Annotated in this window: 26 protein-coding genes; 10 read left to right on the forward strand and 16 right to left on the reverse strand. The window is 67.7% G+C overall.

Features of this window, described 5'->3' with window-relative positions:
- Positions 1-26: 26 nt before the first annotated feature.
- The 6 genes from ACFOES_RS20570 to ACFOES_RS20595 form a co-directional block, all read right to left on the reverse strand.
- A complete protein-coding gene (locus ACFOES_RS20570) occupies positions 27-1115 on the reverse strand; it encodes a flagellin N-terminal helical domain-containing protein (RefSeq protein WP_377835520.1) in 1089 nt (362 codons plus the stop codon).
- A 4-nt stretch (positions 1116-1119) separates the two neighbouring features.
- The gene (gene flgK, locus ACFOES_RS20575) at positions 1120-2541 is read right to left on the reverse strand and encodes a flagellar hook-associated protein FlgK (RefSeq protein ID WP_377835522.1); all 1422 of its coding nucleotides are present in this window, start codon (positions 2539-2541) and stop codon (positions 1120-1122) included.
- Positions 2542-2570: 29 nt separating this feature from the next.
- Entirely contained in the window at positions 2571-3872 is a 1302-nt protein-coding gene (locus ACFOES_RS20580) for a flagellar hook protein FlgE (RefSeq protein WP_377835523.1), read from the reverse strand.
- A 124-nt stretch (positions 3873-3996) separates the two neighbouring features.
- Positions 3997-5022, reverse strand: a complete 1026-nt coding sequence (locus tag ACFOES_RS20585; protein ID WP_377835631.1) for a flagellar motor protein MotB — start codon at positions 5020-5022, stop codon at positions 3997-3999.
- Positions 5023-5061: 39 nt separating this feature from the next.
- Positions 5062-5940, reverse strand: coding sequence for a flagellar motor stator protein MotA (gene motA / locus ACFOES_RS20590; RefSeq protein ID WP_377835524.1), 879 nt, complete (start codon positions 5938-5940; stop codon positions 5062-5064).
- 35 nt (positions 5941-5975) lie between these two features.
- Positions 5976-7751 (reverse strand): tetratricopeptide repeat protein, encoded by a 1776-nt coding sequence (locus ACFOES_RS20595; protein WP_377835526.1) that lies wholly within the window; start codon positions 7749-7751, stop codon positions 5976-5978.
- 142 nt (positions 7752-7893) lie between these two features.
- On the opposite strand from ACFOES_RS20595, the gene flgF reads away from it, so the two are divergent.
- From flgF to ACFOES_RS20620, 5 genes are all read left to right on the forward strand, one after another.
- Positions 7894-8634: a flagellar basal-body rod protein FlgF gene (gene flgF / locus ACFOES_RS20600; RefSeq protein WP_377835528.1), complete on the forward strand. Its 741-nt coding sequence runs from the start codon at positions 7894-7896 to the stop codon at positions 8632-8634.
- 19 nt (positions 8635-8653) lie between these two features.
- The gene (flgG, locus tag ACFOES_RS20605; protein ID WP_377835530.1) at positions 8654-9439 is read left to right on the forward strand and encodes a flagellar basal-body rod protein FlgG; all 786 of its coding nucleotides are present in this window, start codon (positions 8654-8656) and stop codon (positions 9437-9439) included.
- A 25-nt stretch (positions 9440-9464) separates the two neighbouring features.
- Positions 9465-10151 carry a flagellar basal body P-ring formation chaperone FlgA gene (gene flgA, locus ACFOES_RS20610; RefSeq protein ID WP_377835532.1) on the forward strand — a complete coding sequence of 229 codons (687 nt, stop codon included), beginning with the start codon at positions 9465-9467 and terminating at the stop codon, positions 10149-10151.
- A complete protein-coding gene (gene flgH / locus ACFOES_RS20615; protein ID WP_377835534.1) occupies positions 10148-10924 on the forward strand; it encodes a flagellar basal body L-ring protein FlgH in 777 nt (258 codons plus the stop codon). The genes flgA and flgH overlap by 4 nt, the downstream gene beginning before the upstream one ends.
- 90 nt (positions 10925-11014) lie before the next feature.
- Positions 11015-11461 (forward strand): hypothetical protein, encoded by a 447-nt coding sequence (locus ACFOES_RS20620; protein WP_377835536.1) that lies wholly within the window; start codon positions 11015-11017, stop codon positions 11459-11461.
- Here the strand turns inward: ACFOES_RS20620 and ACFOES_RS20625 are convergent, their stop codons facing one another.
- From ACFOES_RS20625 to ACFOES_RS20650, 6 genes are all read right to left on the reverse strand, one after another.
- A complete protein-coding gene (locus ACFOES_RS20625; protein ID WP_377835538.1) occupies positions 11462-12133 on the reverse strand; it encodes a flagellar hook assembly protein FlgD in 672 nt (223 codons plus the stop codon).
- A 10-nt stretch (positions 12134-12143) separates the two neighbouring features.
- Positions 12144-13589, reverse strand: coding sequence for a flagellar hook-length control protein FliK (fliK, locus tag ACFOES_RS20630; protein WP_377835540.1), 1446 nt, complete (start codon positions 13587-13589; stop codon positions 12144-12146).
- 64 nt (positions 13590-13653) lie between these two features.
- Positions 13654-14403 (reverse strand): hypothetical protein, encoded by a 750-nt coding sequence (locus tag ACFOES_RS20635; RefSeq protein ID WP_377835542.1) that lies wholly within the window; start codon positions 14401-14403, stop codon positions 13654-13656.
- Positions 14404-14413: 10 nt separating this feature from the next.
- Positions 14414-15166, reverse strand: a complete 753-nt coding sequence (locus tag ACFOES_RS20640; protein WP_377835544.1) for a sigma-70 family RNA polymerase sigma factor — start codon at positions 15164-15166, stop codon at positions 14414-14416.
- 216 nt (positions 15167-15382) lie between these two features.
- Entirely contained in the window at positions 15383-15847 is a 465-nt protein-coding gene (locus ACFOES_RS20645; RefSeq protein ID WP_377835546.1) for a hypothetical protein, read from the reverse strand.
- 393 nt (positions 15848-16240) lie between these two features.
- Positions 16241-16945 (reverse strand): response regulator transcription factor, encoded by a 705-nt coding sequence (locus ACFOES_RS20650; protein WP_377835548.1) that lies wholly within the window; start codon positions 16943-16945, stop codon positions 16241-16243.
- A 287-nt stretch (positions 16946-17232) separates the two neighbouring features.
- Here ACFOES_RS20650 and ACFOES_RS20655 point away from each other — a divergent pair, with 287 nt between their 5' ends.
- From ACFOES_RS20655 to ACFOES_RS20665, 3 genes are all read left to right on the forward strand, one after another.
- On the forward strand, positions 17233-17661 hold the full coding sequence (locus ACFOES_RS20655) for a MucR family transcriptional regulator (protein ID WP_377835550.1): 429 nt from the start codon (positions 17233-17235) through the stop codon (positions 17659-17661).
- 185 nt (positions 17662-17846) lie between these two features.
- The gene (locus ACFOES_RS20660; protein WP_377835552.1) at positions 17847-18320 is read left to right on the forward strand and encodes a MucR family transcriptional regulator; all 474 of its coding nucleotides are present in this window, start codon (positions 17847-17849) and stop codon (positions 18318-18320) included.
- A 176-nt stretch (positions 18321-18496) separates the two neighbouring features.
- The gene (locus ACFOES_RS20665) at positions 18497-19741 is read left to right on the forward strand and encodes a flagellar motor protein MotB (protein ID WP_377835554.1); all 1245 of its coding nucleotides are present in this window, start codon (positions 18497-18499) and stop codon (positions 19739-19741) included.
- 70 nt (positions 19742-19811) lie between these two features.
- On the opposite strand, the gene repC is transcribed toward ACFOES_RS20665, so the two are convergent.
- The 3 genes from repC to repA form a co-directional block, all read right to left on the reverse strand.
- Positions 19812-21005: a plasmid replication protein RepC gene (gene repC / locus ACFOES_RS20670; protein ID WP_377835557.1), complete on the reverse strand. Its 1194-nt coding sequence runs from the start codon at positions 21003-21005 to the stop codon at positions 19812-19814.
- Between the two features lie 198 nt (positions 21006-21203).
- The gene (gene repB / locus ACFOES_RS20675; RefSeq protein ID WP_377835559.1) at positions 21204-22145 is read right to left on the reverse strand and encodes a plasmid partitioning protein RepB; all 942 of its coding nucleotides are present in this window, start codon (positions 22143-22145) and stop codon (positions 21204-21206) included.
- The gene (repA, locus tag ACFOES_RS20680; RefSeq protein ID WP_377835561.1) at positions 22135-23325 is read right to left on the reverse strand and encodes a plasmid partitioning protein RepA; all 1191 of its coding nucleotides are present in this window, start codon (positions 23323-23325) and stop codon (positions 22135-22137) included. Before repA ends, repB begins: the two co-directional genes overlap by 11 nt.
- Before the next feature lie 228 nt (positions 23326-23553).
- On the opposite strand from repA, the gene ACFOES_RS20685 reads away from it, so the two are divergent.
- Together ACFOES_RS20685 and ACFOES_RS20690 are read left to right on the forward strand one after the other, a co-directional pair.
- Entirely contained in the window at positions 23554-23793 is a 240-nt protein-coding gene (locus ACFOES_RS20685) for a type II toxin-antitoxin system ParD family antitoxin (RefSeq protein WP_377835563.1), read from the forward strand.
- The gene (locus tag ACFOES_RS20690; RefSeq protein WP_377835565.1) at positions 23786-24091 is read left to right on the forward strand and encodes a type II toxin-antitoxin system RelE/ParE family toxin; all 306 of its coding nucleotides are present in this window, start codon (positions 23786-23788) and stop codon (positions 24089-24091) included. The genes ACFOES_RS20685 and ACFOES_RS20690 overlap by 8 nt, the downstream gene beginning before the upstream one ends.
- A gap of 31 nt (positions 24092-24122) precedes the next feature.
- On the opposite strand, the gene ACFOES_RS20695 is transcribed toward ACFOES_RS20690, so the two are convergent.
- Positions 24123-25964, reverse strand: coding sequence for a tetratricopeptide repeat protein (locus ACFOES_RS20695; protein ID WP_377835567.1), 1842 nt, complete (start codon positions 25962-25964; stop codon positions 24123-24125).
- Between the last annotated feature and the right edge of the window lie 18 nt (positions 25965-25982).

Genomic DNA, 25982 nt, shown 5'->3' on the forward strand with positions numbered 1-25982 from the left:
CGCGCTAGCGCGACGCAAGGACAGAGTCAAAGATAGTTCAGCAAGGACAGCTTGGACAGCTGCGCGGTGGCGCTGTAGGTGGCGTTGAGCTGCGTCTGCAGCGCGCTCATCCGGCTGGCCGCCTCGTAGGGGTCGACCGCCTCGTAACCCGCGATCCGGCTGTTATAGACCGCCTTCAGGTCCTCCTGCCGGGTCTGGGTGTCCTGCACCAGCTGCTGCCGGCTGCCCAGCTGCGCCTGGGCCTGGGTCAGGCCCTCGGTGCCGCTGGACAGGGCGCCGACCGCCGATTTCATCCACGCCTTGTAGGCCGCCGGATCGGTGATCTTGGAGACGTCGGTCGAGGCGATCATCGTCAGCCCCTTGAGCACGTCGCGCACCGCCGGGTCGTTGGCCTGGATGCCATAGCTGATCGTTTGGCCCTCGGCGATCTGGGCCGACAGCCGCGGGTTCGGATTGCCCGAGGCGTCCTGCGCCGGGGTGCCGCCATAGAAGGTGGCCTCGAAATTCTGGTTCGGGTTGGCGGTGTTGGTCGAGGAGAACACGGCGTCGAGCTGGGCCAGCTTGGCCGCGGCGTCGGCGGCGGAGGTCGGGCCGCCGGCGACGATGCCGTCGATCACGTCCTTGGGCGACAGGCCGGTCGCTGGATTGGTCTTGGTGTATTCCTGCAGCGCCGCCTTGTCGGTCGCAGTGCCCGAGAACAGGTATTCGCCGGCGTAATTGGCGTTGAGCGCGTTGGTCACCGCCTGCAGCGCGGCGCGGGCCTGCTGCTGCAGCGTGCTCGCGGTGGTGCCCGGCGAGTCGACATTGGCGACCGCGAGGCTGAGGAAATCCTGCGCCGCCTGCTGTGCCTGCCCGGCGGCCGAAGAGACCACGTCGAGCTTGTTGTTGAGAAGCTTGTTCGAGGTGACGAAGGCGTCGGTCCGGTCCATCCGGCTGCGCAGCGACAGGGTGATCGCGGCGCGCTGGCCGAGATCGCCGTAAATGTCGGCGCGCAGCCCGGTCGAGACCTCCTTGCTGGCGTTTTGCAGCTCGGCCGTCACCTTCGAGACGTTGCGCCGCCCCATCAGGCTGGCCTGCAGGGTCGGGAGCGGGTTGAAGATGTTGATCACCGCCATCGTCTCAGAACGCCTTCAGCAGGGTGTCGATCATGTTCATCACCGTGGTCATCATTTTGGAATTGGCCGCGTAGCTCTGCTGGATCACCATCATCTTCTGCAGCTCGTCGTCGATATTGACGCCCTGGATGCTCTGGCGCGAGGCATCGACGGTCTCGGCCGTCGTTCGCGTGGAGTTGTAGTTGGTCTGGGCGCGGCTGCCCTCGACATGCTGGGCGGCGACCATGTTGGCGGCGTAATCGGTCAGGATCATGCCGTCGGACAGCTGGGTGGCCGGGTCGACGGTCAGCGGCTGGTCGAAGACGGCGGCAAAGGCGTTGAGCTGGGTGGCGTCGCCCGCCGGGCCCGGCGTGGTGGCGCCGATGCCGTCGCGCAGCCGGCTCAGGGTGCCGCCCTTGTCCGGCTTGACCGCGTCGTTGACCGCGATGCGCCCGGCCAGCCCCTGCAGCTTGGTCGGGTCATAGGCGGCGCCGGCATCGGTGAACAGCCCCGCCTGCCCCGCCGACAGCGAACTGTCCGCGCCTTCGAAGCCCTGGACCAGGCTGCGGGCGAATTCGTCGAGCTGAAGCTGGTAGCGCGGCAGCACGTCGTCCTTGAGCGAGAACAGCCCCGCCAGGCTGCCGTTCTCGAACCCGCGGGTCGAATTGCTGTTCGGGGTGATCTCTGTCTGGCCGGCGAAGAGCTTGCCCGTCGGCTCGTCGAAGCGCACGTCGCTGACCTTGTCGCCCTCGATCAGGGCCGAGCCGCCGGCGGTGTAGAGGCTCACCCGCCCGTCCGCCCCCTGGCTGACGCGGACATCCATGATCTGCGAAACCTTCTGGATCTGGCGGTCGATCTCGTCCTGCATGTCGGCGCCGGCGATCGAGACGGAGCCGCTGCCGCTCAGCTGCCGGTTCAGGTCGGCGATCTTGTAGAGCGCCTGGTTGAGATCCGAGACGTCGTACTTGATCTCGCGCGAGACCTCGCCCTGCACCCGGCCCAGCGTGTCGCTGGCATTGTTGAGCGAGGTCGCCAGCGCCTGGGCGGAATCCAGCACCCCGCGCTGCGCCCCGGCATTGCCGGGGCTGTTGACCAGCGTGTCGAGGCTGGTCTGGAACTGCGTCAGCCGCGACGCGGGCGAGAAATCGTCGCTGGGCTCGCCCAGCGTGGCGGTGTATTCGCCGATGCCCTCGTAGATCGCCTGGTACTTGGCCATCTTGCTGTTTTCGCCGCGATACATCCGGGTCAGCGAGCTGTCGATCTCGCGCCGGATCTCGGTGACCTGCACCGTGCCGCCCTCGCCCAGCGTGCGGGTGCCGAAGCTGATATCCTTGCGGACATAGCCGTCGGTATTGGCGTTGGCGATGTTGCGCGCGGTCAGTTGCGACCAGGTCTGGGTGGCGACGAGGCCGCTGCGACTGGCATTGAGGGCGTCTGTCAGGCTCATTCAGCCGTCCTTCGGGTAACCGCCGGAGATCAGCGTTTCAGCTGGGTGGTCTGGCTCAGCATGTCGTCCATGGTGGTGACCACCTTGGCGTTGGTGGAATAGGCGCGCTGGGTGCGGATCAGGTCGCTCAGCTCCTGGGCGATATCGACATTCGAGCCTTCCAGCGCGTTCGAGGCGATGCCGCCGACCGGGCCGGTATTGGCCTCGAAGTTGGAATAGACGCCGGAATTGTTCGACAGCTTGTAGGCGTTGCCGTCGGCGGTGATCAGCCCGTCGGGATTGTCCACGTGGCCCACCGGGATCTGGTAGAGCGCCTTGCGCATGCCGTTGTCGAAGACGCCGTTGAGGTTGCCCTTGTCGTCGATCTCGACCCGGGTCAGGTTGCCGACGCCCGAGCCGTCCTTGTCGAAGGTCTGGGGCGTGAAATCGCCGGCGAACTGGGTCATGCCGTCCGAGGTGCCGGGCGCGCCGAAGGCGACGTCGATGGTCTGCGGCACGGCACCGTTGTTGATCGTCAGCGTCGCGGTGCCGGTGGCGGCGTTGAAGGCGAAGGCCGCCGGCGCCGGCGCCGTGTTGTTGATGTTGGAATAGAGCGCCGGCGTGCCGGCATTGGCACCGGAATCGTTGAAGTCGACGGTCACGTCGCCATAGGTCACACCGGCATCGTCCGAGACCGTCACCACCCACTGGTTGTCGGTCGCGGTCGGCTGCCACGAGAATTGCAGCCGCCCCGGCGCGCCGAGCGCATCGTAGAACTCGGTCGAGGAGGTGAAGGCCGCGCCGGGCGGGGTCTGGCCGGTTTCCTGCGACGGCAGGTTGCCGTGCGGGTTGACGGTGGTCGTGGCCGAGGGGTCGATCCGGGCATTGCTGACATTCACCGTGTTCATGCCGCTGAAGCTCGACCGGTCGACCTGGCCGAGCGAACCGTTGGGATCGTATTGATAGCCGGCGAGGTAGTAGCCGGCCGAATTGACCAGGTTGCCGTTGCCGTCGGGCACGAAGGAGCCGGCGCGGGTCAGCATGTAATGCGATTGCACCGGATCGTTGGGCGCGCTCGAGACGATGAAGAAGCCGTTGCCGTCGATCGCCATGTCGGTGACAGAGCTCGACGGGTTCAGCGCCCCGCCCTGGGTCACGCTGGTCCCGGTCACGGCCATCACGCCCGAGGGCGCGTATTCGCTGCCGGCCGCCGTCGTCGTCACCATCTGGGCGAAGCGGCGCTTGTAGCCGTCGGTATTGGCGTTGGCGATATTCTCGGAAATCCTGCCGACCGCCGTGGAATTGGCGAACAGGCCACTGACCGCGGTTTGCAGGGCGCTCGATATGCTCATGGCCGTAATCCTTCCGTCCCATCGGGGAATAACTCGCAAATCAAATAATGAGCGGGGATTTAATCGAGGTTAAAGAAACACTGACCTTGCCGCTTTTCTTGAATCGGCCAGGATCCAAGGACAGTCAGCGCAGCAGCATGAAGGTAATCCGCCGGTTGCGCGGATCCAGCGGATCGCCGGGGATCAGCAATTGCCGGTCGCCCTGCCCCACCACCCGGACGATCTTGTCGCCGGGCACGCCATCGGCCACCAGCGCCCGGCGCGCGGCATTGGCGCGGTCGGCCGAGAGCTCCCAATTGGCGTAGCCCGGGCTGCCGCGGAACGGCCGGCCGTCGGTATAGCCGGTGACGACGATGCCATGCGGCCAGCGCCGCAGCACCTCGGCAAAGCGGCTGACCAGCTCGGCCCCGCCCGGGGTCAGCCGCGACGAGCCGACCCGGAACATCTCGAATCCCTTCTGGTCGATCAGCTGCAGCCGCAGGCCCGAGCCGGTGGCGTCGACGACGATGTTGCTGGCGTATTTGCGCAGCAGCGGCTCGGTCTGCTTGAGCCGCTCGAGCTCGGCCTTGAGCTTGTCGACCTCGGGCGCCGGCCGCGGCTTGGCGTCGGGCGCGGCCGGCGCCTGTTGCGCCGCCGTCTTCTCGGCCGCCTTATCCGCCTTCGCCTGCGCGTCGCGCTTGGCCTTCTCTTGCGCCAGCGTCTGGCCCAGCTGCGCCATCCGACGCAGCTTCTCGTACTTGTCGCGGCCGATCTTGACCGTGTCGAGGAAATCGAGATCGGAGTGGTCGGCGGCCTCCTCGGCCGGGATCGCGCTGTTGGCCGCCACCGCGCCGGGGGTCACCACCGGCTGCGGCGGCGCGGCGCCGGCCCGCTCGGGCTTGTTCTCGGGTTTCGGCGGCTTGACCACCGCGACGCCGGATTCCGGTGTCGGCGTCACCTTGTCCGGCCGCTTGGTCTCGGTCGCCGAGGCCGGCGCGTCCGACCGCTTGAAATAGTCCGAGATGCCGTCGCGCTGGCCCTGGGTGGTGGTCGAGACCAGCCACATCAGCAGGAAGAAGGCCATCATCGCGGTGACGAAATCGGCATAGGCGACCTTCCAGCCGCCATGCCGTTCCTGCGCGTGGCGCTTGCGCCGCGCGCCGCCGCGGATGACGACCCGTTCGACCTTGGTCGCGCGTGTCGCCACCGCTCAGCCTCCCAGTTCCATGCCGGTCCGCTGCGAGGCGTCGCGCATCGCGCCCTCGACCTCCTCGAAATGGGGGCGGACCTCCTCGCTCACCGTCTTGCGGGCATATTCGACGCAGATGCGCGGGTGATAGCCGTTGAGGAAGGCCATCAGCGAGCTTTTGACGGCGAGGAAATAGGTGACCTCCTGCTCGCGCCGGTCGCGGATGGCGCCGGCGATGGGGCCGACGACGCCGTAGCTCAGCAGCACGCCCATGAAGGTGCCGACCATCGCCCCGCCGATCAGCGCGCCCAGCACCGCCGGCGGTTCGGAAATCGCGCCCATCGCGTTGATGACGCCCAGCACGGCGGCGACGATGCCGACCGCCGGCAGGCTGTCGGCCATGACGTTGAGCGCGTTCGGCACCTTGTTCAGCTCCTGCTCGATCGAGTCGATCTCGGTGTCGATCAGCGGCTCGAGCTCATGCGACTTCTCGGACCCCAGCAGCACCAGCCGCAGGTAGTCGGCAAGGAAGACGACATTGCGCCGCTTGCCCGAGATCGCCGGGAAGGCGCTGAAGAACTTGCTGGTCAGCGGATCGTCGAGGTCCTTTTCCAGCGACTTCAGATCGTCCTTGCCGGTCTTGAACAGCATGTAGAGCAGGGCGAAGAGCTCGAGGTAATCCTCCTTGTCATAGGGCCGCTGCCGGCCGATGGCGAGCAGGCTGCGCAGGGTGTCGACCAGCACCGAGACCGGGTTGGCGATGACGAAGGCGCCGAGCGCGGCGCCGACGATGATGATCAGCTCGAAGGGCTGCCACAGCACCGACAGGCTGCCGCCCATCGCGGCGAACCCGCCCAGGACGCTGGCCGCCACGAGGACAAATCCGATGATCAGGTTCATATCGCGTTCCCGCCTGTTTGGGTTGCCTGGGCCATTCAGTTGCTCACGGCCTTGCCGGGCTTGGCCTTGCCCAGCCGGTCGAGGATCTCGGCCGCGCTCTGCAGCCGGGCATCGGCGGCGGCGCGTTTCAGCGGCTCAAGGCTGGCCGGGGTCTGGAGAAGCCGCTCGCCCTGCAATTGCGGGCTGTCGGCGAGGTCGGGGAATTTCGCCACCACCTTGCGCGCCGTCGCCCGGTCGCCGGCGCGATAGGCGGCCAGCAGCAGGTTGATTGCGTCGGTGCCGCCAAAGACGTCCGGGTAGCTGTGCCAGAGCTGCTGATAGCGTCGGGTGGCGTTGCCCCAGTCGCCCTTGCTCCAATAGGCCTGGGCCAGCAGCCGCAGATAGCCGGGCGAGGGTTCGGAGACGGTGGTGTCGATCACCCGCTCGGGCTCGCCGCTGCCGGCATAGACCTGGGCGCGCAGGGCGTTGAGCCGGTCGCGCCGCGGTCCGGGATCGGGGGCGGTGACCTTGGCCAGGACCACGGCGGCGGGCTTGAACTGGCCACCGCGGATCAGCGCCTCGGCCCGCTTGAGCTTCAGCCCGGCGCGGCGGTCGGCCGAGACGTGCCACAGCGACAGGTCGGCGGCGACGCCCAGCGTGTCGTCGATGCGGCCGTATTCCTGCGCCGCCATCGCCGTGCCGCCAAGCTCGAACAGCCGGTCGGCGAACAGCTCGGCCTGTTTCTCGAACACCTCGTCGAGGCGAAACAGCGGCGTGATCCGGCGATGGGTGGTGACGAAGGTCGACAGCGGGATCTTGCCGGCGAGGCCAAGCTTGTAATAGGCGGCGATCAGGCTGTGGGCCTGGGCCCGGGCCGGGCCGGCATCGGGGCTGTCGGGATAGAGGGTGACGATACGGCCCAGCGTCTCGAGCATCGCCGGCCAGTCGGCCAGCATCCGGTCGACCTGTGCCAGCCGCCGCAGCGTCTCGAGCTCGTACTTGTCGCCGCGCCACAGCGACAGGCTGTCCTCGAGCAGCACCCGCGCCGCCCGGGGTGGCATCTGGCCGCTTTTCAGCCCCATGTCGACCAGCGCCAGCCGCGCCTTCTGGGCATAGAGGTCGAGGCCGCGCGCCGCCTTGCCATAGGCCTCGATCGCCTTCTTGGGCCGGTTCACCTTCTCGGCCGCCATGCCGAGCAGGTAGTTGTAGACCGGCTGCGCCTTGAGGTCGGGGAAGCGGTCGAAGCGGATCGCGATGGCTTTCGCCAGGCTCCATTGCCGGCTGTCGATCGCGGCCTTCAGCAGCCGCGGCAGACAGGCGGCCTCAACCGGCCGGGGATAGCTGTCGAGCCGGGCGACCCCGGCCGACAGATGCGCCCGCAAGGCCGCCGTGTCGCCTGACAGCGCGGCGTTGAGCGACAGCCAGAGATCGTAATCGGCCCAACCGGCATTCGCGGCGACCAGCGGCGAGTCCGGCGCATCGGCTTTGACCCCCTGCCCCGCCAGGATCTGCAACGCGGCGGCAATAGCGCCGCGACGGGCCCGGTCGGCCGGCGCCAGCGTGTCGGGCGCGACCTCGGCCAACACGGAACGGCCCTCGGCCAGCATCGCATGGGCAAGGTAGAACGCGGCCAGCTCGATCCGTGCCTTCGCCTGTGCCGCTTGGCTGTCGGCGGTCAGGGCCGCGACCAGCGCGGCGTGCTCGTCGACATAGCTGTGCCGGGTGTAGCGCGTCAGGTCGAAGGCCGGCGGCCTGTCGGCCGCGGCCGCCGCGCCCGTCCCCAGCAGCAAGGCCAGGCAGGCGATCCGGGAGATCCATCGTGCTGTGCGCATTTCGCCGGGTGCTTGTCCTGAAAACCCTTGAAACTCGACCTGCATCAAGGATAATAAGAATAGCTGCAAGGAAAGTAAATGTGCTATTCAAAGGAAAGCCGCGAATATCCCTCTACTTATCCCGACATACAGGTGTTGACCGATGGATAATTCGACGTACGTATCCTTGTCCCGCGCCGCGGCCCTGCGGCGCAGCCTGGATGTCACCGCCAACAACATGGCCAATGCCAACACGGTCGGGTTCAAGGCGCAGCGGGCGGATTTCCGGACCATGGTCGAGAGCCAGCAGACCGGTGCGGACGGCACCAGCTACGTGCTCAACCGCGGCTCCTACCTCGACGGCAGCCAGGGCCAGCTGACCCGCACCGACAATCCGCTCGACGTCGCGATCTCGGGCAATGGCTGGTTCGCCTATGCCACGCCGACCGGCCAGACCGCCTATGGCCGCGACGGCCGCTTCAGCATCAACCAGCGCGGCGACCTGGTCACGCTGACCGGCGCCCAGGTGCTGGACGAGGGCGGTGCGCCGATCGCGATTCCGGCCGATACAGGCACGCAATTGCAGATCGCCTCCGATGGCACCATCACCGGGCCGCAGGGCGCCACCATCGCCAAGATCGGCCTGTTCGACGTCCCCGGCATCGCCGATTTCAAGCGCATCGGTGCCGGCATGTTCGTGGCGCCGGACGGCTCCAACGCCCGGAGCCCTGCCGCGGATTCGAAGATCTCCCAGGGCTTCGTCGAGGAAAGCAATGTCCAGCCGGTGATCGAGATGACCCGGATGATGGAGATCCAGCGCGCCTATGAACAGGCGATGAAGATCATGGATGACGAAAACCAGTTGCGTCAGCAGACCCTGAGCAAGCTGGGCAACACCGCCTGAGGCGAAAGGACCGGACGACATGAGAGCACTTGGCATCGCGGCGACCGGCATGCTGGCCCAGCAGACCAATGTCGACGTCATCTCGAACAACATCGCCAACGCCAACACGACGGGCTTCAAGAGCTCGCGCGCGGCGTTCCAGGACCTGGTCTACCAGACGATGAAGCGCGAGGGCGCCCAGACCTCGGATACCGGGACCGAGCGGCCCGTCGGCCTCGATGTCGGCCTCGGCGTGCAGAGCGCCGGGGTGGTGCGGCTGAACACCCAGGGCGGGCTGGTGCAGACCAACAACCAGCTCGACCTGGCGATCGACGGCAAGGGCTATTTCGCCGTCACCATGCCCGATGGCAGCCTCGCCTATACCCGCGCCGGCACCTTCCAGCTCAGCTCGACCGGCCAGATCGTGACCCTGGACGGCTACGAGGTCTCGCCCGGGGTCACCGTGCCGGCCAACACCACCAAGATCGAGATCAGCCAGCAGGGCGTCGTCCAGGCCTATGTCGAGAACAACCCGACCCCGGTCGACCTCGGCCAGCTGACGATGGCGACCTTCGTCAACGAGGCCGGAATGAAGCCGGTCGGCAACAACCTGCTGCAGGCCACCGTCGCCTCGGGCGATGCGATCACCGCCAATCCGGGCGATCCGGGCGTCGGCATCCTGCGCCAGGGCTACCTGGAAAGCTCGAACGTCAACATCATCCAGCAGATCACCGACCTGATCTCGGCCCAGCGGGCCTACGAGATGAACTCGAAAGCGATCGAAACCGCCGACCAGATGATGTCGGCCACCAACCAGATCAAGTAGCCATTCGCCCGGGAGGGGCCCCGTCATGATCCGCCGCGCGTCCGTTCTGCCCATCGTCGTTGTGATCGTCTCTGCCCTGCTCGCCCTCGGCGCCGCCGGGTCGGCGCGGGCCGAGGCGATCACCACGCTGATCGCCGAAAAGGCCGCCGAGACCTTCGGCTATGCCCTGCCGGCGCATAGCGAGTTCAACGTCTCGATGCGCAACCCGGAACCGGGCGAGGCGCAGTTCATCAGCGATTTCTGGATGGATCGCGACACCGGCCAGTTCATCGCCAACGCGGTGACCAAGTCGGGCGAGACGCGGCGGGTCTCGGGCCTGGCCGCGCTGATGATCCCGGTGCCGGTGCCGACCCGCCGGATCATGCCCGACACGATCCTGACCAAGCAGGATTTCCAGATCGTCTCGCTGCCCTATGCCCGGGTCGGCGCCTATGCCGTCACCAGCCTCGATCACCTCGTCGGCCAGCAGGTCCGGCGCATGCTGTCGCCCGGCCGGCCGGTGATGAGCCAGTCGGTCGCGCCGCCGCTGGTGATCGATCGCGGCGACCGTGTCTCGATCCGCTACAGCAAGGGGCCGATGACACTGTCGGCACCCGGCCGCGCGATCACCAGCGCCCAGGCCGACCAGGAAGTGCGCGTCATCAACCTGGCCAGCAACAAGACCGTGACCGGCATCGCCCGCACGTCCGGCATCGTGGAGATCGTCAAGTGAGCCCCCTTCCCCGTTTCCCCCTCGGCCCTGCCCTGCCGCTGGCGCTGCTGATCGCCGTGACCGCCTGCGCGCAGTACAAGGAGAACCGCGACCCCAGGGTCACCGGCATGCAGATGAACGCCCAGACCATGCCCGAGGCCGCCAATGTCCAGGTGCCGATGCCGCCGCCCGAACCGAAACGGGTGCTGAAACGGGCCGAGGGCGCCTCGCTCTGGCGCACCGGCTCGCGCGGGTTCTTCGGCGACCAGCGCGCCACCAAGGTCGGCGACATCCTGACCGTCGACATCAATATCGACGACAAGGCCAAGCTGCAGAACGCCTCGCAGCGGTCGCGCGACGGCAGCCAGAAGATGGGCTTCCCGACCTTCTTCGGCTATGGCAAGCAGATCGACAAGATCCTGCCCGGCGTCCAGCAGAACGACCTGCCGACCGGCGGCCAGATCGTCGATCTCGGCTCGACCTCGAGCACCGGCGGCTCGGGCTCGATCGACCGCAACGAGACGATCAACCTCAAGGTCGCGGCGCTGGTGATCAAGAAGCTGCCCAATGGCGACATGGTCATCGCCGGCCGGCAGGAGGTGAAGGTCAACCACGAGCTGCGCGAGTTGCGCGTCGCCGGCATCATCCGGCCGCAGGATATCCGCATGGACAACACCATTTCCTACGAGAAGATCGCCGAGGCACGCATCGCCTATGGCGGCAAGGGCCAGATCTCTTCGGTGCAGCAGCCGCGCTACGGCCAGGATTTCCTCAATGTCGTGCTGCCGTACTGAACGTCCATTCGCAAGCCCGGCGTGCCGCCGGCCCGGCGCCCCCCGTGATGCGGCGTGCCTGCGTCGCGGGCTTTCCTGGCGGTGTTCGAGATGCTGAAACCGCTTGCCCTGCTGCTCGGGCTGCCGCTGATCTGCGGCGGGGTCGGCTATGGCGCCGGGCTGTTCCTGAGCCCCGATCCCGTCGCCCAGGCCAAGGCGGCCGAGGCGGCGCAGGCGCCCGAGACGATCCCGCTGGGCCGCGTCGTGGTCCAGATCTACAAGGCGCGGCAGGTCACCTACCTGGCCACCGACCTGGCGGTGACGGTGAAGGGCCGCGCCAATGCCATTGCCCTGGCCAGCCCCGCCACCACCACCGCCCTGCGCGACCGGGCGCTGACGGTGTTGACCGACGCCGCCCAGACGCCGCTTCTGCACGAGGACAAGATCGACAAGGACCGGCTGGCCGAATTGCTGCGCATCGGGCTGGTGAAGCAGTTTCCCCGGGTCGAGAAGGTCGAGGTCCGCGCCGCCGCCACCACCGACTCGCCGCGCAGCTGATCAGCTGACCGAGAGGATCTGCGACGACAGGATCTGCTCGCCGTTGCCCAGTTCCAGCACCTGGCCGTTGCTGCCGAACAGCACCTTCTCGACCGTGGTCGTCGGGTAGGTGTCGTAGGAAACGGCATCGCCGTTGCTGTCCTTGGCGTCGATCGTGACGTGATAGACGCCGTCGGCCACGGCCTTGCCGCTGTCGTCCTTGCCGTCCCAGTCGAGCGCGATCCGGCTGCCGCCATCGGTGCCCAGACCGGGGATCGTGCGGACCACGTTGCCCGCCGCATCGGTGATCCGGGCCGTGGCCGAGGCCGCCGTCGAGGCGAGCTGATACGCGGTATGGCCGGCGCCGCCCTGCAGCTCGATCCGGTCCGAGGCCAGGGTCACGCTGCGCCCCATCAGCCCGACATCCGACATCGAGGCCAGCGCCCCCAGCGTCGAGCTGATCTTTTCCAGGTTGGCGTTCGACTGCACCGTCTGCTCGACCTGCGACAGCTGCGCCAGCTGGCTGACGAACTGGGTCGAATCCATCGGCTTGAGCGGGTCCTGGTTGGCGATCTGCGCCGTCAGCAGCTTGAGGAAGCTGTTGTAATCGGCGCCGATCTGCTTCGACGCCGCCGCCGAAGACGTCTGGCTGGCGGTGGTGGAGGTCGCCGATGTCGTGCTGTCGATTGCCATGCCTCTGCCCTCACGTCCTGATGTCGAGTCTGCCATTGCCGATGGTCTGGAGCACATCCGGCACCGGCGCCTCCGTCTCTTCGCCCGCCACACCGACCGCCACGGGGGCGCCCCGCCGCTCCTCGCCGCCGTCGCGCTGGCCCAGGTCCTGGAAATCCAGCGCATTGCCGCTGGCCGCAAGGCCGCTGCCGCTCAGGATGCCGGCCAGCGTATCACGGTCGTTGCGCAGCGCGGTCAGCACCATCGGGTTGTCGGCCCGCACCACGACTTTCAGATCGCCGGACTTGTCGTGCTGAAGATCGAACTCGATCGTGCCCAGCCCCTGCGGCGTCAGCGCGATCCGGGTGTGCCGGGCCGACAGGTCGGCGCTGCGCAGCTGGGCGGTGACGACACCGGCAAAGCCCGGTGGCGGCGCCGGGGTTGGCACGGCGGCGGCATGGGCCTGCGGCGCGGTCGCCGGTGGCGATGCGGCGGCCTGTGCCAGCGGAGCCGCGCCGAAGGGGGACGCCCCGGCCGGCAGCGCGGCCAGCAGCGGCGTCTGTGCCTGTGCCGCGGATTGCGGCAGCGCGGCAGCGGCGGTGCCGGTGGGCTGCGCGCCTGCCCTTGCCTGGTCCGGCGCGGCGGGCGCAAGGCGCAGCGCCTTTTCGAGGACGGCCCGGAGACGGGGATCGAAGAAATCCGAAGGATCGTTCGCAAATGCGCCCCGTTGTTGCGGCGCCGCCCTGGATGCGTCGGCGGGCTGACCGTTTCCGGTGGGCACGGCGGCAGCGGCAAGCCCTGCCGTCGGCTGCGCGTTCGGAACCGCAGACGCCGCGGCAGGAACCAGCACGCCCTGCCCGTCCTCCGCCCCTTGCTTCACCGCTTCGAGCAGCACGGCACGGCCGGCGGCCCCCTCTGGCGCGGCGGGCGCCGGCCGGGCCAGGCCCAATAGCTGCCCCACCCCGGCGAACAGGGCGGCCAAGGCCTCCTTGCCATCCTCGCCGGTGGTGTCGGTCGGCGCTGTCTGCGCGTCGGGCTCGGCCTCCGCCGCCGCGATCTTCGCCAGCCCCTTGCGCAGCGCCGGCAGCGCGTTGGTGCCGTTCACCGCGTCGAACGCGCCCAGCAGATCGACGAGCTTGCCTGCCGCCTTCGCGACCGGTGTTTCCGCTGCGGCCCCTGCCGCCGCGGCCCCTGCCCCGGCTCCGGGCGAAAGCCGGGCCTGAAGATCGCGCAGCGCCGCCGCCAGCTGCACCTTCGTCGCCACCAGCTCGGCCCCGCTGGCGCCGGCCTGCGTCAGGCCCGCCGCGCCGGTCGTCCGTGGCGGAAGCTGTTTGCCCGCCGCCGTGGCAGCAGAAGTGTCAGCCGCCGGTGCCTTGCCGGCGAGCAGCGCGGCAAAGCCGGCGGCGGCGGGCCGGGCCCGGCTGGCCGCGGCGGGCTGAAGCGCCAGCAGCAGGCGCGAGATCGGAGCGGACGACATGGCCGTATCTTTCCCGGAAACAGGGGCGTGCCAATCGGATATGGGCAGCCCGGGTTTCACCACGTTAAATTTCCACCCCGGCTTCCGCGACCTCGTCCGCGCAGAGCGCCTCGAACCATCCCCGATCCGTCTCGTAGCCCAGCTGGTCGAGCACCGTGAACAGCGCCGGAAAGCGGGTGAACTGGTCGATGATCCGCGCCCGGTGCTCGGGCCGCCGCCATTTCGCTTCGGCCGCCTCGACCGGCCGGACCCCGTTCAGCGGCCCCTGCAAGGCGCCGGGAATCTCGGCGGCATGGAAATCGCCGAACCGGCCCGAAAAGCGCAGCCCGAGACCCTGTTCCAGCAGCCCCTGGACGGCCTCGGGATCGGCGACCAGGTCCTCGTATTTCAGGAAGAACACGCCCTGCGGGAACAGAGACGACTCCGCCACCGCCATGCTCAAGTCGTGGATCGCCAGCAGCCCCGGCGCGGTGCGCTCCGGCGGCCGGTCTCCTGGCACGAAATACATCGCGTCGGCGCTGCAGAAATAGTCGTCGGGCACCTTGGCGTGGCGGCTGACCAGGATGTCGCGCGGGTCGCGCAGGCTGACGATCAGGTCGATCCGCTTGCGGCCCTGGTTGGCCTCGAAGATCGCCGGCATGTCGAAGATGTCGAACGGCCGCTTGGTGCAGAACGATCCCGGCAGGTCGATCAGGGTTCTGGCGGCGCGTTCGCTGGGCGGCAGGTCGAACCCCTGCAGGGTGCTGCGCAGCATGTTGTAAAGCAGGGTCGTGCCCGCCCTGCCCTGCCCCGCGATGATCAGATGCCGGTCCATTCCCGCCCCCCTAATGCAGCATCGCCGGCGAGAAGCCGCGCCGCACCAGCCACAGCTTGAGCCGCGCCATAGCCCGGCGTTCGACCATCCGCGCCCGGTCGCGGCTGATGCCCAGATGGCGCGAGATCTCCTCGATCGACTCGGGCGCGGCATGCAGCTTGCGGCGGAGCACGATCTCGCGGTCGGGATCGCCCAGCTCCTCCAGCGCCTCCTCGATCAGCGCCCGCAGCATCTCGGCGGTCGATTCCGCCTCGACCCGTTCCTCGGGCGTCATCTCGGGACTGCGCAGCATGTCGAGCGCCTGGCCGACGCTTTCGTCGAAGACCGGCGCGTCGAGGCTGATCCGGCCCTGCAGCGCCTGCATCACCAGCTCGCGGTCCTCGCCGGTCAGCCGGCCCTTGGTCGCGTCGAGATAGGTGCGCTGCGGGATGTCGACCAGCGACCGCATCCGCGCCAGCGCGGTCGAGACGCAGGTCAGGATCCACCAATGGGCATAGGTGGCGAAGCGCACGTCCTGGTCGAGGTCGAAAAGATCGGCGGCGCGCATCAGCCCGATCATGCCCTCGGCGACGAGATCCTCGAGCTCGACCGGGTTCGAGGTCCATTTCTGCGCCTGGGCATGGACCTGCCTTGCATGCGAGCACATCAGCAGCTCCAGCGCCGCCCGGTCCCCCGCCTCCTGCCAGCGGCGGATCGCGTCGCGCTCTTCATCGGCCTCCAGCAACGGAGCATTCAGAGCCGCCCGGTAGGTGAGAGCTGTCATCTACTCGCCTAGCTATCCTTACTATTCTTAAAATCAAAAAGAACACAAAAGGCCGAAGCGAAAAAGTTATACTTGATTAAGGCTAGATTAAATCAGGCATTTTCTTGTCTCTCTTGCCAGAGCGCGGCGCGGGCATCGCCGGGCATTCCGGCGGCCAGAACGACGACACCCCGCCACAGGGCGGGGCATCGGGGCACAATGCGGCAGGGAGAGAGATCAGCCGGCGGCGCGCTGGCTCGACCGCGGCTCACGCTCTCCGAGGAACCTGGAGCCGCCGCGGAAGAAATGATCGTTGAGACCGCGGTCGCGAAACCCGGAACCGGGACGTTCGCCCGACATCGCCCGGGGCGGCCCAGCTTCGGGCAACGCGGCGTTGGCGCCGAAGGACGTCACAATATCAAGAAGCGCCTGGCTGTCCTCACACCCTATGTAGGGGTTGCTCTCCGGACCAGTGCCGAGGGAGCGCGCGGTCTCGACCAAGACAAGTGCACCATAGGGCACCTCGATTCCCAGTTCCTCGACCAGCACGTCGCCCAGCGTGATCCCGGGCATCAGCTCGGTCGACTCGGGCAGCAATTGCGGTTCGGCCTCGGGGCGCGACGACACCAGGCAAACCAGCCGGATCGGCAGGATCTGGCGGATCACCCCGGCCGTGCGGCTGGCCTCCGGGTCGGACAACACCGAGATGGACCCATCCCAAATTCGCTCAAGAAGCGCCCTGTGTCGCATGCACGCCCAACCCTTATCCTTCCACATCAAAAATATATCGGCATGGAATTGCCGTTGTAAGCACGCAATTGTTAAAAGTTCTTGAGTGGCAACGCCGCCCAGGCGCCGGCATGTGCCCCTTCGGGAGCTGGCGGAGCCGCCACAAAACCCGCAACCGATCGCGTAATCTTCACTTTTCGAACGCAATATGTGGGATTTTGCACCGTTTCTTGCGGGATTACGAACCGCACACGCTAGATTTGCGAATCTGTGACCGCAAGCCCCGGCCCGGCGACATTTACGCGGGATTAACAATTGCCTTCTTGACAGCGTGGCGCCCCGGCTTCCGAGCGAATTCCGCTGCGGTCACCCGGATCGGCCGGCCGAGGCCGGCGCGCTTTCGTAGAAGGCATAGCCTTCCGAGCGCACGGTGCGGACGACATAGCGCTCGCCGAAGGCGGTCCGGAGCTTGCGCCGGATCTTGGTGATGTGGACGTCGAACTTGCGGTCGCCATAGACCCAGGCGCAATTGTCGATCGCCTGCGAAAGCGCGTCGCGGGTCACGATCTCGCCGCCGCGCCGGATCAGCACCGCCATCACCTCGGCCTCCGAGGGCGTCAGCTGGACCGTCTCGCGGCTGTCGGCCGAGATCAGGCGGCTGTCGCCGTCCAGCATCACCCGCGGCACCGCCGCCTCCGGCCGCAACGGCATGGCGTCGCCCAGCCGGGCCCGCAGCCGCAGGCCGAATTCGCGGATCGAGAACGGCAGCCGCGCGACGTCGTCGGCCCCGGCGGCGAAGGCATCCGCGCCGATGTCCGGGCGGCTCTGGCGGTCGAGGAAGATCACGACACCGTCGAACCCCCGCCGGCGCAGCTGGCGGATCGTGTCGGGACCGCAGGCGCCGTCTCCGACCAGGACCAGCCGCAGCCCGCCCTCCTGCGCCGCGGCGAGAAGCTCCTGCGGCGCCGCCACGACACGGACCTGCCAGCCACAGCTTCGGCTCAGGAAGATTCTCAACTCGGTGCCCAGGGCATCATCCTGATCCAGGATCAGAACATCGTCCTGCCGCATCCCCGTTCCCTTCTGCCCCTGTCGTCGCGGGCCGCGGTCGCGTTCCGCGACTCTCTTTCGGCCCTCACATCGGGCCGAGGATAGCAGAGCCGGGGCCGAGATCCACATGGTTCCGAACCAAACCGGCATTGGCCCGCCCGATGCCGGTGCCGCTTCGCGCCCGGCAAGACGGGATGGCCATGTCATAATTATGTGAATTCTTTGACCTCGTTTTAATATCCTTGCCCAATCTTCTTGGGTGCGGCGGGCGAGAGCCAAGGTTCGCCGCGCTACGGAAGGAAAGTCATGTGACGGCAGCCCAGGTCCCCAGCAACGGCCGCGACACGGCCGCGCTTCAGGAGCGGATCGTCGCCCTGGTCAGCCACCAGGCCGAGCAGAACGCGATGAGCCTGGCCGAGACCCTGCGGCTGGCGCTGCAACTGCATGAACAGATGCGGGCGCCGCGGGCAGAGCGCCCCGCCCCTGCGGTCCCGGTCACGGAAAGCGTTCGGCAGGATTTCCTTATCTGCTTGGAAACAGGGGCTAAACTCAAGATGCTGCGGCGTCACCTGCAGGACAATCTGGGCATGACGCCCGAGGAGTACCGGCGCAAGTGGCAATTGCCCGACGACTACCCGATGACCGCGCCAAGCTATAGCGCCGCGAAAGCGCGGGCCCGGCAGGCCACCAGCCCCGACCGCCATCGTCGGGGCGCGTCCCGGACCGCGCGCGGTTAGGCCGCGCACAAGGATACCAAAGCGGAACCGTGCCATGAAAAAGACGCATTGTTCGATTAGTCCAAGGGAAAGCAAGGATGGAGTTCAAAGATTAACTCTGAATTTCTTGACTTTTCCCCTGCCCACCCGCAGGATGCCTAGCCAATCGTATAGGCTGTGACGTGTTTGTATCTGGAGGCCTACGAATGGCAAAGACGAAATCCGGCGACGCCCTGGACGCGATCTCGATCATCGCCGCGGCTTACGCGGCGCGGCCCGACGTCTCGATCGACGACATCGTGACCCTGGTCTCGCGGCTCTCGGCCGAGCTGGCGGTCGAGGCAGAGCCGCGTGCCCTGGCCACCGCCACGCCGCCGGCCTCTGCCATCGAGGCGCAGCCGCGCCCCGCCCTGCCGATCGAGCAGGCGGTGACGCGCGACAAGGTCTACTGCCTGTGCTGCGGCAAGGGCTTCAAGATGCTCAAGCGCCATCTCGGCTCGGAACACGGCCTGAACGAGGACGAATACCGCGCCCTGTTCGGCCTGCCCGAGGACATGCCGCTGGTCGCCCCCAGCTACAGCGAGCGCAAGGCCGCCTATGCCAAGCAGGTGGGCCTGGGCAAATACAGCCGCGACGAGGGCGAGGATTCGCGGCCGCCGGCAGAGGCCGGGATCGGCTGATCTCACAATAGTTTCCGAAAGATGCACCAAAGGCGCCGCTTTTTCGGCGCCTTTTTCGTTGAAACCGGGCAGTGGCGCGGGGCGGAGTCCGGCTTCCGGGAGGGTTTGCCGTGAAGGCAGGCCGCTCGCCCGCCGCGCAGGTGGCCCTTCGGGGCGGGTCTGAAGGTGACGGTGGAATGCGATCAAATCAGCGGCCGGTGATCATCCGGAAGGTCGAGCAGGTTGACGAGGGCGGGCACCATGGCGGCGCCTGGAAGGTCGCCTATGCCGACTTCATGACCGCGATGATGGCCTTCTTCCTGATGCTGTGGATTCTCTCGACCGCCTCGAAGGAGCAGCTGGTCGGCGTCGCCAACTACTTCACGCCCTCTGCCGTCTCGATGACCTCCTCGGGCGGCACCGGGGCGCTGGACGGCACGACGCTGGGCCCCAAGGGGACGCTCAACGCCTCGAACGGGATCACCGCGCCGAAAGGTCCGGATGCCAAGGCCGAGAAGGACCGGCCGGAAGAGCCGACCGCCGACGCGAAAAAGGCAGCGGCGATGCTGGCCGCGGCCGCGCTGCCCGAGGGCCAGGCGAAACCGGCCGCCAAGGCCCCTGCCCCGGCGGCCAAGCCGGATGCCGCGACGCTCGCCGCCGCCGCCCATGCGCTCGACGACAAACGCTTCGCCAAGGTCGAGACCGAGATCACCCAGGCGATGGATTCCGCGCCCGACCTCAAGCCGCTGCTGAAGAACGTGCTGTTCCAGAAGAGCCCGGACGGTCTCAGGATCCAGATCGTCGACCAGAAGGGCCGCGCGATGTTCGCCTCGGGCAGCGCCAAGATCGAGGGCAAGACCCTGGCGCTGATGCAGGGGCTGGCCAGGGCGATCAAGACGCTGCCGAACGATATCCTGATTTCCGGCCATACCGACGCGGTGCCCTATTCCGACAGCACGGTGCACGACAACTGGGAACTGTCCTCGAACCGAGCCAACGCCACCCGGCGGGTCTTTGTCGAGGCCGGGATCGACCCCAAGCGGATCACCCGGATTTCCGGCCTCGCCGATACCCAGCCGCTGAAACCCGAAAACCCGCTGGACCCGAGCAACCGGCGCATCAGCGTGCTGCTGGCCTACACCAAGGCCGAGGCCGGCGCCAACACCGCCGCGAAAGACGTTGGCGCCGCCGGCCCGGCCGCGGAAGCGCCCGTGGCACAGGCCACGCCCCCGGCCCCGCAAGCCGGGGCGCCAGCCACACGGTCCCCGGCCGCTCCGGCGCCGCAACAGTCCCCGGCCGTCGCCAGCGCCGCCCCTGCCCCGGCGCCCAAGGACGGCGCGCAGAACGTTGCGCCGGCTGCCGCGCCGACGGTCAAGCAAGATCCCCTGGCCCAGCAATACAGCTCGATCTCGCTCGACGATCTGCGCAAGAGCCTCGAGTGACCGCGCGTTGACAGCGGTCAACATCGCGGCGCGCCCGTCGCCCGGGGACCTCGGTTGACAGCTGTCAACCTCACGCCGCATCCGCGCTCTCCCGCGTCAGCAGCGCCATCACCATCGGCCCGGGCGAGAAGCCGCCCGCCGCCGCCTTGCCGGTCAGGGCCCGCAGGTAGCCGCCGGGGCTGCGAATATCGCTCACCCGCTGCAGGATCGCGGCGACCGTCACCGCCGCCACTTCCGGCCCCATGATCCGCTGCGCCTCGTCCCAGGCGTCGGGACTGATCCCCATCATGCCGCGCACGAAGGCTGCCAGCGCAACCAGCTCATGCCAATGCCGGGGCTTGTCCGGCGTGTAGTCGAGAATGTCGGGACAGGCTTTCAGCACCAACCCGAGGGGAATATGCGGCGCCTCGGGCTTCGGCGGCGCTTCCGCTTCGGGGTCTTCCACGGCCCCGCCTTTTGCCTCTTCTTGGCAAAGTTCAGAATCATGAGAGTCTTTATTTGAATTCTGATACTGGCGCCCGGAATCGACGTCACTGCCGCTCACTTCTTTTGACTCAGACAGGGTTTCCCGGATTTCCAGCAGCAATTGCCCCAGCTTGCCCCCAAGCTCCTCCAGTACCTCGAAAGCCAGTTTGCGCCGCATCCGTTTGTGGATCTCCAGCAGCCGCGCCGCGAAACCTTCCCAGTCTCCGGCAAGTCCCGTCTCCCGGCCGTATTCCACCAGCTTGAGCGCATCGCGTTTCTTCAGCGACACCGCCTCGCGCAGCCGCTTGAGTCGCTCGGCCGCTGCCCGGGCCTCGGCCGCGCAGGAGGTGATCTCGCGCGCGCGGACCAGCAGCGGCCGCAGGTCGAAGCCGAAGGCGCGCGTCACGTCGCCGTCCATGTCGCGGGCGGCGTAGCGTTTGCCGTTGGGGCTGTCATGGCGCAGGATCAGCCCGGCTGCCACCAGCGCCGCCAGATGCCGGCGCAGGGTGCTTTCCGCCATGCCATGCGCGCGCTCGGACAGCGCGGCATTGGAGGGAAAGACGATCAGGTTGGCATTGTCCGACAGCGTCGCGTCCTGGTGAAAGGACAGCAGCGCGTTCAGCACCGTCAGGTCGCGATCGCTGACGCCGAAGGCTATCCGCGCGGCGCAAAGCTCGCGAAACAGCTCCCACTTGTTGATATGCGGCACGCTCGGCCGGGCCTGCGCGGCCGCGGCGCGGTCGATCAGGTCAGCCGTCACCGGCCGCCGCCCGAAGGGCGTCGTTGTCAAATGCTCCATTCATCATCACGAGACAAAACTTTCACGCCCGCCGGACTCGGCGCTGGTTGACAGCGGTCAACTGAAAGCCCTATGTTCGGAAGTGCGAAAACACGAACACGGCCTCTCGGGAATTATGTTTCCGGGGGGCTTTTTCTTTACGTTCTGTCCTTGCCGTGCCTCCTGTTGCTGCTCTTGCTCGATGCCCCTAAGGGCGGCTCACTCCCCGCGGTGCTTCTTCCAGTCGCGGTGGATTTCTTCCAGGTGTTCGACCAGCCAGCGCTCGAAGCCCTGGGCCTTGGCCTCGCGCAGGATCAAGGTGACGCTGCCGTTCTTGCGACTGACCCGCGCGATCTCGTTGCCGTCACCATCCGTGACGGCCTGCAGCGGGGCAGGGGAGGGGGCCGCTTTCGGCGCCAGCATCAGCCCCTTCATCACCGCCTCGAACCGCTTGTCCGAGGGCGCGTCGATCCGGGCCAGCGCGACCGCCTTGTCCAGCTCGGCCCCACGCTCCATCAGATCCGCCAGCGCCAGCCAACGCTCGCGCCCGATCCCCGGCGCCGCGCCGATTGCTTCGATCAGTGTCAGCGGCACCCGGTCGGCGACCGAAAGCATGCGCGAAATCAGCGTCTTGTCGACATGCAGCGCGTCGCAGATGATCTTGCGCTCGTAGCCGGCGTCGCGCATCTGGCCGGCAAAGATCGCCTTCTCGACGAAGCTCAGGTCCTTGCGCGCCGCGTTCTCCTGGCCCTGGGCGATCACCAGCTCGCGGTCGTCGAGGCTGCGCACCATCGCCTTGACCGGCTGGCCCAGCCGGCGCAGGGCGGCCAGGCGGCGGCGGCCATAGACGATCTGGTAGCGTTCCGGGTTGTCGGGATGGGGCCGGACAAGGACCGGCACCTGCTGGCCATATTCGCGGATCGACTCGGTCAACGCCTCGATCTCGTCGGGGTGATCCTCGAGCCGGTCGCGGACGCCGGCGGTCTCGATCAGATCCGGCTCTATCTCTGCGACAGAGCGGCTTTTCAGCTCGGCGATCGACTGCGAAACCGCCCCGATCGCGCCGGTCGAATAGCGCGGCCGCGCCGCGTCGACGCGCGCCGGCCGGTCGGGCTCGCCCGCGCCTTCCATCAGCCCCTTGAGCAGATCCTTACGCGCCATGGCCACGCCCCCATGCCTGCTGCACCAGCTCCTCGATCTCGCCGTTGACCGCGTTGAGCGACTCCATCGCCCGCTCGTAGGTCGAGCGCGTGAACTGGTTCTTCTCGACCTCGTAAAGCGTCTGCTTGGTCAGGCCGGCGTCCGAGATCGCGGTCGATTTCAGCACCGTGTGGTTCAGCACATGCTCGCCGAACATCGAGCGCATGAAGCTGACCATCTGGTTCTGCGGCCCGTCGCCCGGCTCGTAGCGCGTCACCAGGTAGCGCATCCAGTCATAGGTCATGTCGCCGCCGGCCTCGGCGACAACGCCGAGCAGGTTCGACGTCATCAGCAGGAACTGGCACATCGACATCACGTCGAGCATCTGCGGATGCACCGTCACCAGCACCGCGGTGGCGGCCGAAAGCGCCGACATCGTCAGGAATCCCAGCTGGGGCGGACAGTCGATCACCACCACGTCGTAATCCCCCTCCACGGTCGCGAGCGCATCGCCAACCCTGGTGAAGAAAAGGTTACCATCCCGTTGCGCCAGCGCGCGCGGGGTGTCGTGCTCGAACTCCATGAGGTCGAGATTGCCGGGGATGATGTCGAGATTGGTGAAATAGGTCTTCTGGATCACGTCGCGCAGCGGCACCGGATCGTCATAGCGGATCGCGTCGTAAAGTGTGCCGCCGTCGAGCAGGTCGAATTCGGGCTGGAAGCCGTGCAGCGCCGACAGGCTGGCCTGCGGGTCGAGGTCGACGGCCAGCACCTTGTAGCCGTCCAGCGCCATCTTCTGTGCCAGGTGGCCGGCGGTGGTGGTCTTGCCGCTGCCGCCCTTGAAATTGATTACCGTGATCACCTGCAGATGGTCGCCGGGGCGGCGGCCGGGCAGGTAGGTTCCGGGCACCTTTGCGCCTTGTTCGAGAAACTCGCGCAGCGCCTGGATGTCATCGGGCGAGTAATAGCGCCGGCCGCCGGCGCCGATCTCGGGCGAGGGGCCCTTGCCCTCGAGATGCAGCTTGCGCAGGTAGGCGTCCTTGACGCCCAGCAGTTCGGCCACCTCGCCGCTGGTGAATTTCCGCAGCGCCTTGCGCGCATTCGGCGGGAACAGCTGCGCCCGGTGCGCCTGCAGGCGTTCCGACAATCGAAGCGCGTGATCTCCGACCAATTGGTCGATACGCTGCCGCGGTGCGTTCATCTCTGCCCTCATCTCTCTTCCGTTTGTTACGGAAGAAGTCGTTTTATTGGTTATCTTCCGTAATTAAATGTCCGGAAGCGCAGATTCGGGCAAGATCTTTTTACCGCATCTAGTGGGCTCCTGTCCCATAGACACTAAAATCCCCCGGATCCGGGGCGAAAGGGCAGGGGAGGCGTTGATTCTTGGCAATCCTTGCCATAAATTGACCTCCCGAACGGAGCTCCGGCCATGTCGACGATGAACGTTTCGCTGCCCGAACAGATGAAATCCTGGGTCGAACGCCAGGCCGCGAGCGGCCGATTCGCGAATTCGAGCGATTATGTCCGCGACCTGATCCGCCGCGACCAGGCCCGGCAGGCGGCGATCGCCGAGCTCCAGGCCGCCGTCGATAGCGGCCTTGCCAGCGGTGCGGCCGAACCCTTCGATCCGCAGGCGTTCCGCGACCAGATGCGCCGCGCCCGTGGCTGAAGCGCCGGGCTACCGCCTGCGGCCGGCGGCGCGGGCCGATCTGGCCGAAATCTGGCAGACCGGGGCCGAGACCTGGGGCCCCGATCAGGCCGACCGCTATTTCGACGGCCTCGTCGCGCTGTTCGCCCTGTTGGCCGAGCAGCCCGGCATCGCCCGGCCGCGCGACGAATTCGCCCCGCCGGTGCGGCTCCATCCCTATCGGGCGCATATCGTGGTCTATGACGGCCCGCCCGGCGCGGTCGAGGTGATCCGCGTGCTGCACAACCGCCGCAACCTGCTGGCCGCGCTGGACGGGTAGGGGAATCGTCTCTAACTCGGCGGAAAACGCCTCATTGCCACAGCGCCCGCAGCCCGGCCAGCACCGGTGCCCAGTCCTGCGGCGCGTCCTGGCGATGCAGTTTGAGATTGCCGTACCACGGATCCGGCGTGCCCTCGCGGCCCCAGTACCACATGCATTCGGCCCCGGCCGGCACCAGCACATGGGTATCCGGATGCCCCAGCGCGCCGGCGGCATGGGCGGTGGTGTTGTCGATGCTGACGATCCGCTCCAGCGCCATGATCTGGGCGAAGAAGCCGGCCAGGTCGGCCATCTGGTCCACCGTGTCGTCGGCGAAAACACCGACATCGGGCCGGGCCCTGGCCGCTTCGGCGATCTCGGCGCCGCAATCGCCATATTGCAGGTTCACCGCCAGCGCGCCCTCGGGCAGCGTCGCCACCAGATCGGTCAGCGCGACCGAGCGGTGATGGCCCGTCAGGCTGTCGCCACTGCGCCAGGCCAGCCCGACCACGGGCCGCCCCTGCGCCATCTCCGCGTAGCGCGCGCGCAGTTCTGCCACCCGGTCGGCATCGGCGCGCAGGAAACCGCCAAGCGGCGCGGTGCGTTCCGGCAAGTAGCGTGCCAGGTCGCCGACATAGATCAGTTCTTGCGGCGCCACGCCGGCCGCCGCCGGATCGAAATCTTCCTGCGCCAGCGCCGCGAGGCCGAGCGTGTTGCCCGCCAGCGCGGCCGGCATCCGGCCATCGCCGACGAAACGCACCTGAGCCCCGGCCGCGACGGGCGCCAACGGCAGCAGTGCCATCAGCGCCAGCTGGTCGCCGATCCCCTGTTCGCCGACCAGGAACAGCCGTTGCCGCGCCGCCAGCGCCTCGGGCGCGGAATTCTCGTAAGGGATCCGGCCGCGCAGCGCCGGCGGCTGACGCTCGGCGTAATAGGGCAGGCCGCCGGCGAAATCGCCGAGGCTAAAGCGGAACGTGCCATAGGCCTTGGCGGTCCAGATCCGTTCCTCGTCGGTCAGGTGAAGCGCGTTGCGGAAGGCGAGGTCGGCCGCCCGCATCTCGCCGCGGTCGATATGGATGTTGGCCGCGGTGCTCAGCGCCCGCTTGTAGTAGAGCGGGGTGGCGAAGGGGGCGTCGAGCAGCGCCAGCGCCTCGTCGCGGCGGCCGAGGTTGCGCAAGGCCGCCATCCGCAGCCCGATCAGCTCCTCCAGCGCCGGGTCCTGCACCAGCATCTCTGCCGATTCCGTCTCTACACCGGCGAAATCGTGGCGAAAGAGCCGGGCTTTGACATGGCCGATCCGATACTCCGCGCCCCCCGGATCGGCGGCATAGGCGGCCTCGAAAGCCTTTCCGGCGCCGGCATAATCCTCGGTATCGAGGCACAGCTCGGCCACCATGTGCTGCAGGGCCGCCGACTGCAGCCGCGCCGCCATCGGCGCCAGCGCCGCCGCGGCCTGGGCCGAACGCTCCATCCGTCGCATCAGGTCGGCGTAGAGCCGCGCCATCGACAGGTCGTCGCTGCCCGCTTCGATCGCCCGCTCGAACAGCTCGACGGCGGCGAAGACATCGGCCTGCAGCACCAGCGCCTTGCCCAGACCGGCCAGGGCCCGGGCGTCGCCCGGCGCGATCTTGCAGGCCCGGTCGAGGAAGGCATGGGCGGCCTCGACCTCGTGCCGGTCGAGCGCGATCATGCCAAGGATCAGCCAGGGATGCAGGTTGGCCGGGTGGCTCTGGCTGACGGTATGGGCCAGCTGGCTGGCCTGGCGGATGTCCTGCCGGGCCAGCGCCTGGTAGGCCGCGTGCAGCGTCTGCCCGGCCGCGCCGTCGACGCCATAGGCCCGGGCCGCCTCGGATTGAAGCGCGCGGCGCTGCTTGCGCGACAGGCTCTGGGTCATCGCCGCTCCTCGGGCTTG

The sequence above is a fragment of the Acidimangrovimonas pyrenivorans genome (assembly GCF_042643245.1).
Classification (GTDB): Bacteria; Pseudomonadota; Alphaproteobacteria; order Rhodobacterales; family Rhodobacteraceae; genus Acidimangrovimonas; species Acidimangrovimonas pyrenivorans.

What these genes read in the sequence shown, in the direction of transcription:
- ACFOES_RS20635 (WP_377835542.1), bottom strand. Translation starts at nt 14,403, where the DNA reads ATGGACCGGCATCTGATCATCGCGGGGCAGGGCAGGGCGGGCACGACC.
- ACFOES_RS20620 (WP_377835536.1), top strand. Translation starts at nt 11,015, where the DNA reads ATGCTGAAACCGCTTGCCCTGCTGCTCGGGCTGCCGCTGATCTGCGGC.
- ACFOES_RS20650 (WP_377835548.1), bottom strand. Translation starts at nt 16,945, where the DNA reads ATGCGGCAGGACGATGTTCTGATCCTGGATCAGGATGATGCCCTGGGC.
- flgK (WP_377835522.1), bottom strand. Translation starts at nt 2,541, where the DNA reads ATGAGCCTGACAGACGCCCTCAATGCCAGTCGCAGCGGCCTCGTCGCC.
- ACFOES_RS20640 (WP_377835544.1), bottom strand. Translation starts at nt 15,166, where the DNA reads ATGACAGCTCTCACCTACCGGGCGGCTCTGAATGCTCCGTTGCTGGAG.
- repC (WP_377835557.1), bottom strand. Translation starts at nt 21,005, where the DNA reads ATGGAGCATTTGACAACGACGCCCTTCGGGCGGCGGCCGGTGACGGCT.
- ACFOES_RS20625 (WP_377835538.1), bottom strand. Translation starts at nt 12,133, where the DNA reads ATGGCAATCGACAGCACGACATCGGCGACCTCCACCACCGCCAGCCAG.
- ACFOES_RS20580 (WP_377835523.1), bottom strand. Translation starts at nt 3,872, where the DNA reads ATGAGCATATCGAGCGCCCTGCAAACCGCGGTCAGTGGCCTGTTCGCC.
- fliK (WP_377835540.1), bottom strand. Translation starts at nt 13,589, where the DNA reads ATGTCGTCCGCTCCGATCTCGCGCCTGCTGCTGGCGCTTCAGCCCGCC.
- ACFOES_RS20595 (WP_377835526.1), bottom strand. Translation starts at nt 7,751, where the DNA reads ATGCGCACAGCACGATGGATCTCCCGGATCGCCTGCCTGGCCTTGCTG.
- motA (WP_377835524.1), bottom strand. Translation starts at nt 5,940, where the DNA reads ATGAACCTGATCATCGGATTTGTCCTCGTGGCGGCCAGCGTCCTGGGC.
- ACFOES_RS20570 (WP_377835520.1), bottom strand. Translation starts at nt 1,115, where the DNA reads ATGGCGGTGATCAACATCTTCAACCCGCTCCCGACCCTGCAGGCCAGC.
- ACFOES_RS20665 (WP_377835554.1), top strand. Translation starts at nt 18,497, where the DNA reads ATGCGATCAAATCAGCGGCCGGTGATCATCCGGAAGGTCGAGCAGGTT.
- ACFOES_RS20685 (WP_377835563.1), top strand. Translation starts at nt 23,554, where the DNA reads ATGTCGACGATGAACGTTTCGCTGCCCGAACAGATGAAATCCTGGGTC.
- repA (WP_377835561.1), bottom strand. Translation starts at nt 23,325, where the DNA reads ATGAACGCACCGCGGCAGCGTATCGACCAATTGGTCGGAGATCACGCG.
- ACFOES_RS20695 (WP_377835567.1), bottom strand. Translation starts at nt 25,964, where the DNA reads ATGACCCAGAGCCTGTCGCGCAAGCAGCGCCGCGCGCTTCAATCCGAG.
- ACFOES_RS20660 (WP_377835552.1), top strand. Translation starts at nt 17,847, where the DNA reads ATGGCAAAGACGAAATCCGGCGACGCCCTGGACGCGATCTCGATCATC.
- flgG (WP_377835530.1), top strand. Translation starts at nt 8,654, where the DNA reads ATGAGAGCACTTGGCATCGCGGCGACCGGCATGCTGGCCCAGCAGACC.
- flgA (WP_377835532.1), top strand. Translation starts at nt 9,465, where the DNA reads ATGATCCGCCGCGCGTCCGTTCTGCCCATCGTCGTTGTGATCGTCTCT.
- flgF (WP_377835528.1), top strand. Translation starts at nt 7,894, where the DNA reads ATGGATAATTCGACGTACGTATCCTTGTCCCGCGCCGCGGCCCTGCGG.
- repB (WP_377835559.1), bottom strand. Translation starts at nt 22,145, where the DNA reads ATGGCGCGTAAGGATCTGCTCAAGGGGCTGATGGAAGGCGCGGGCGAG.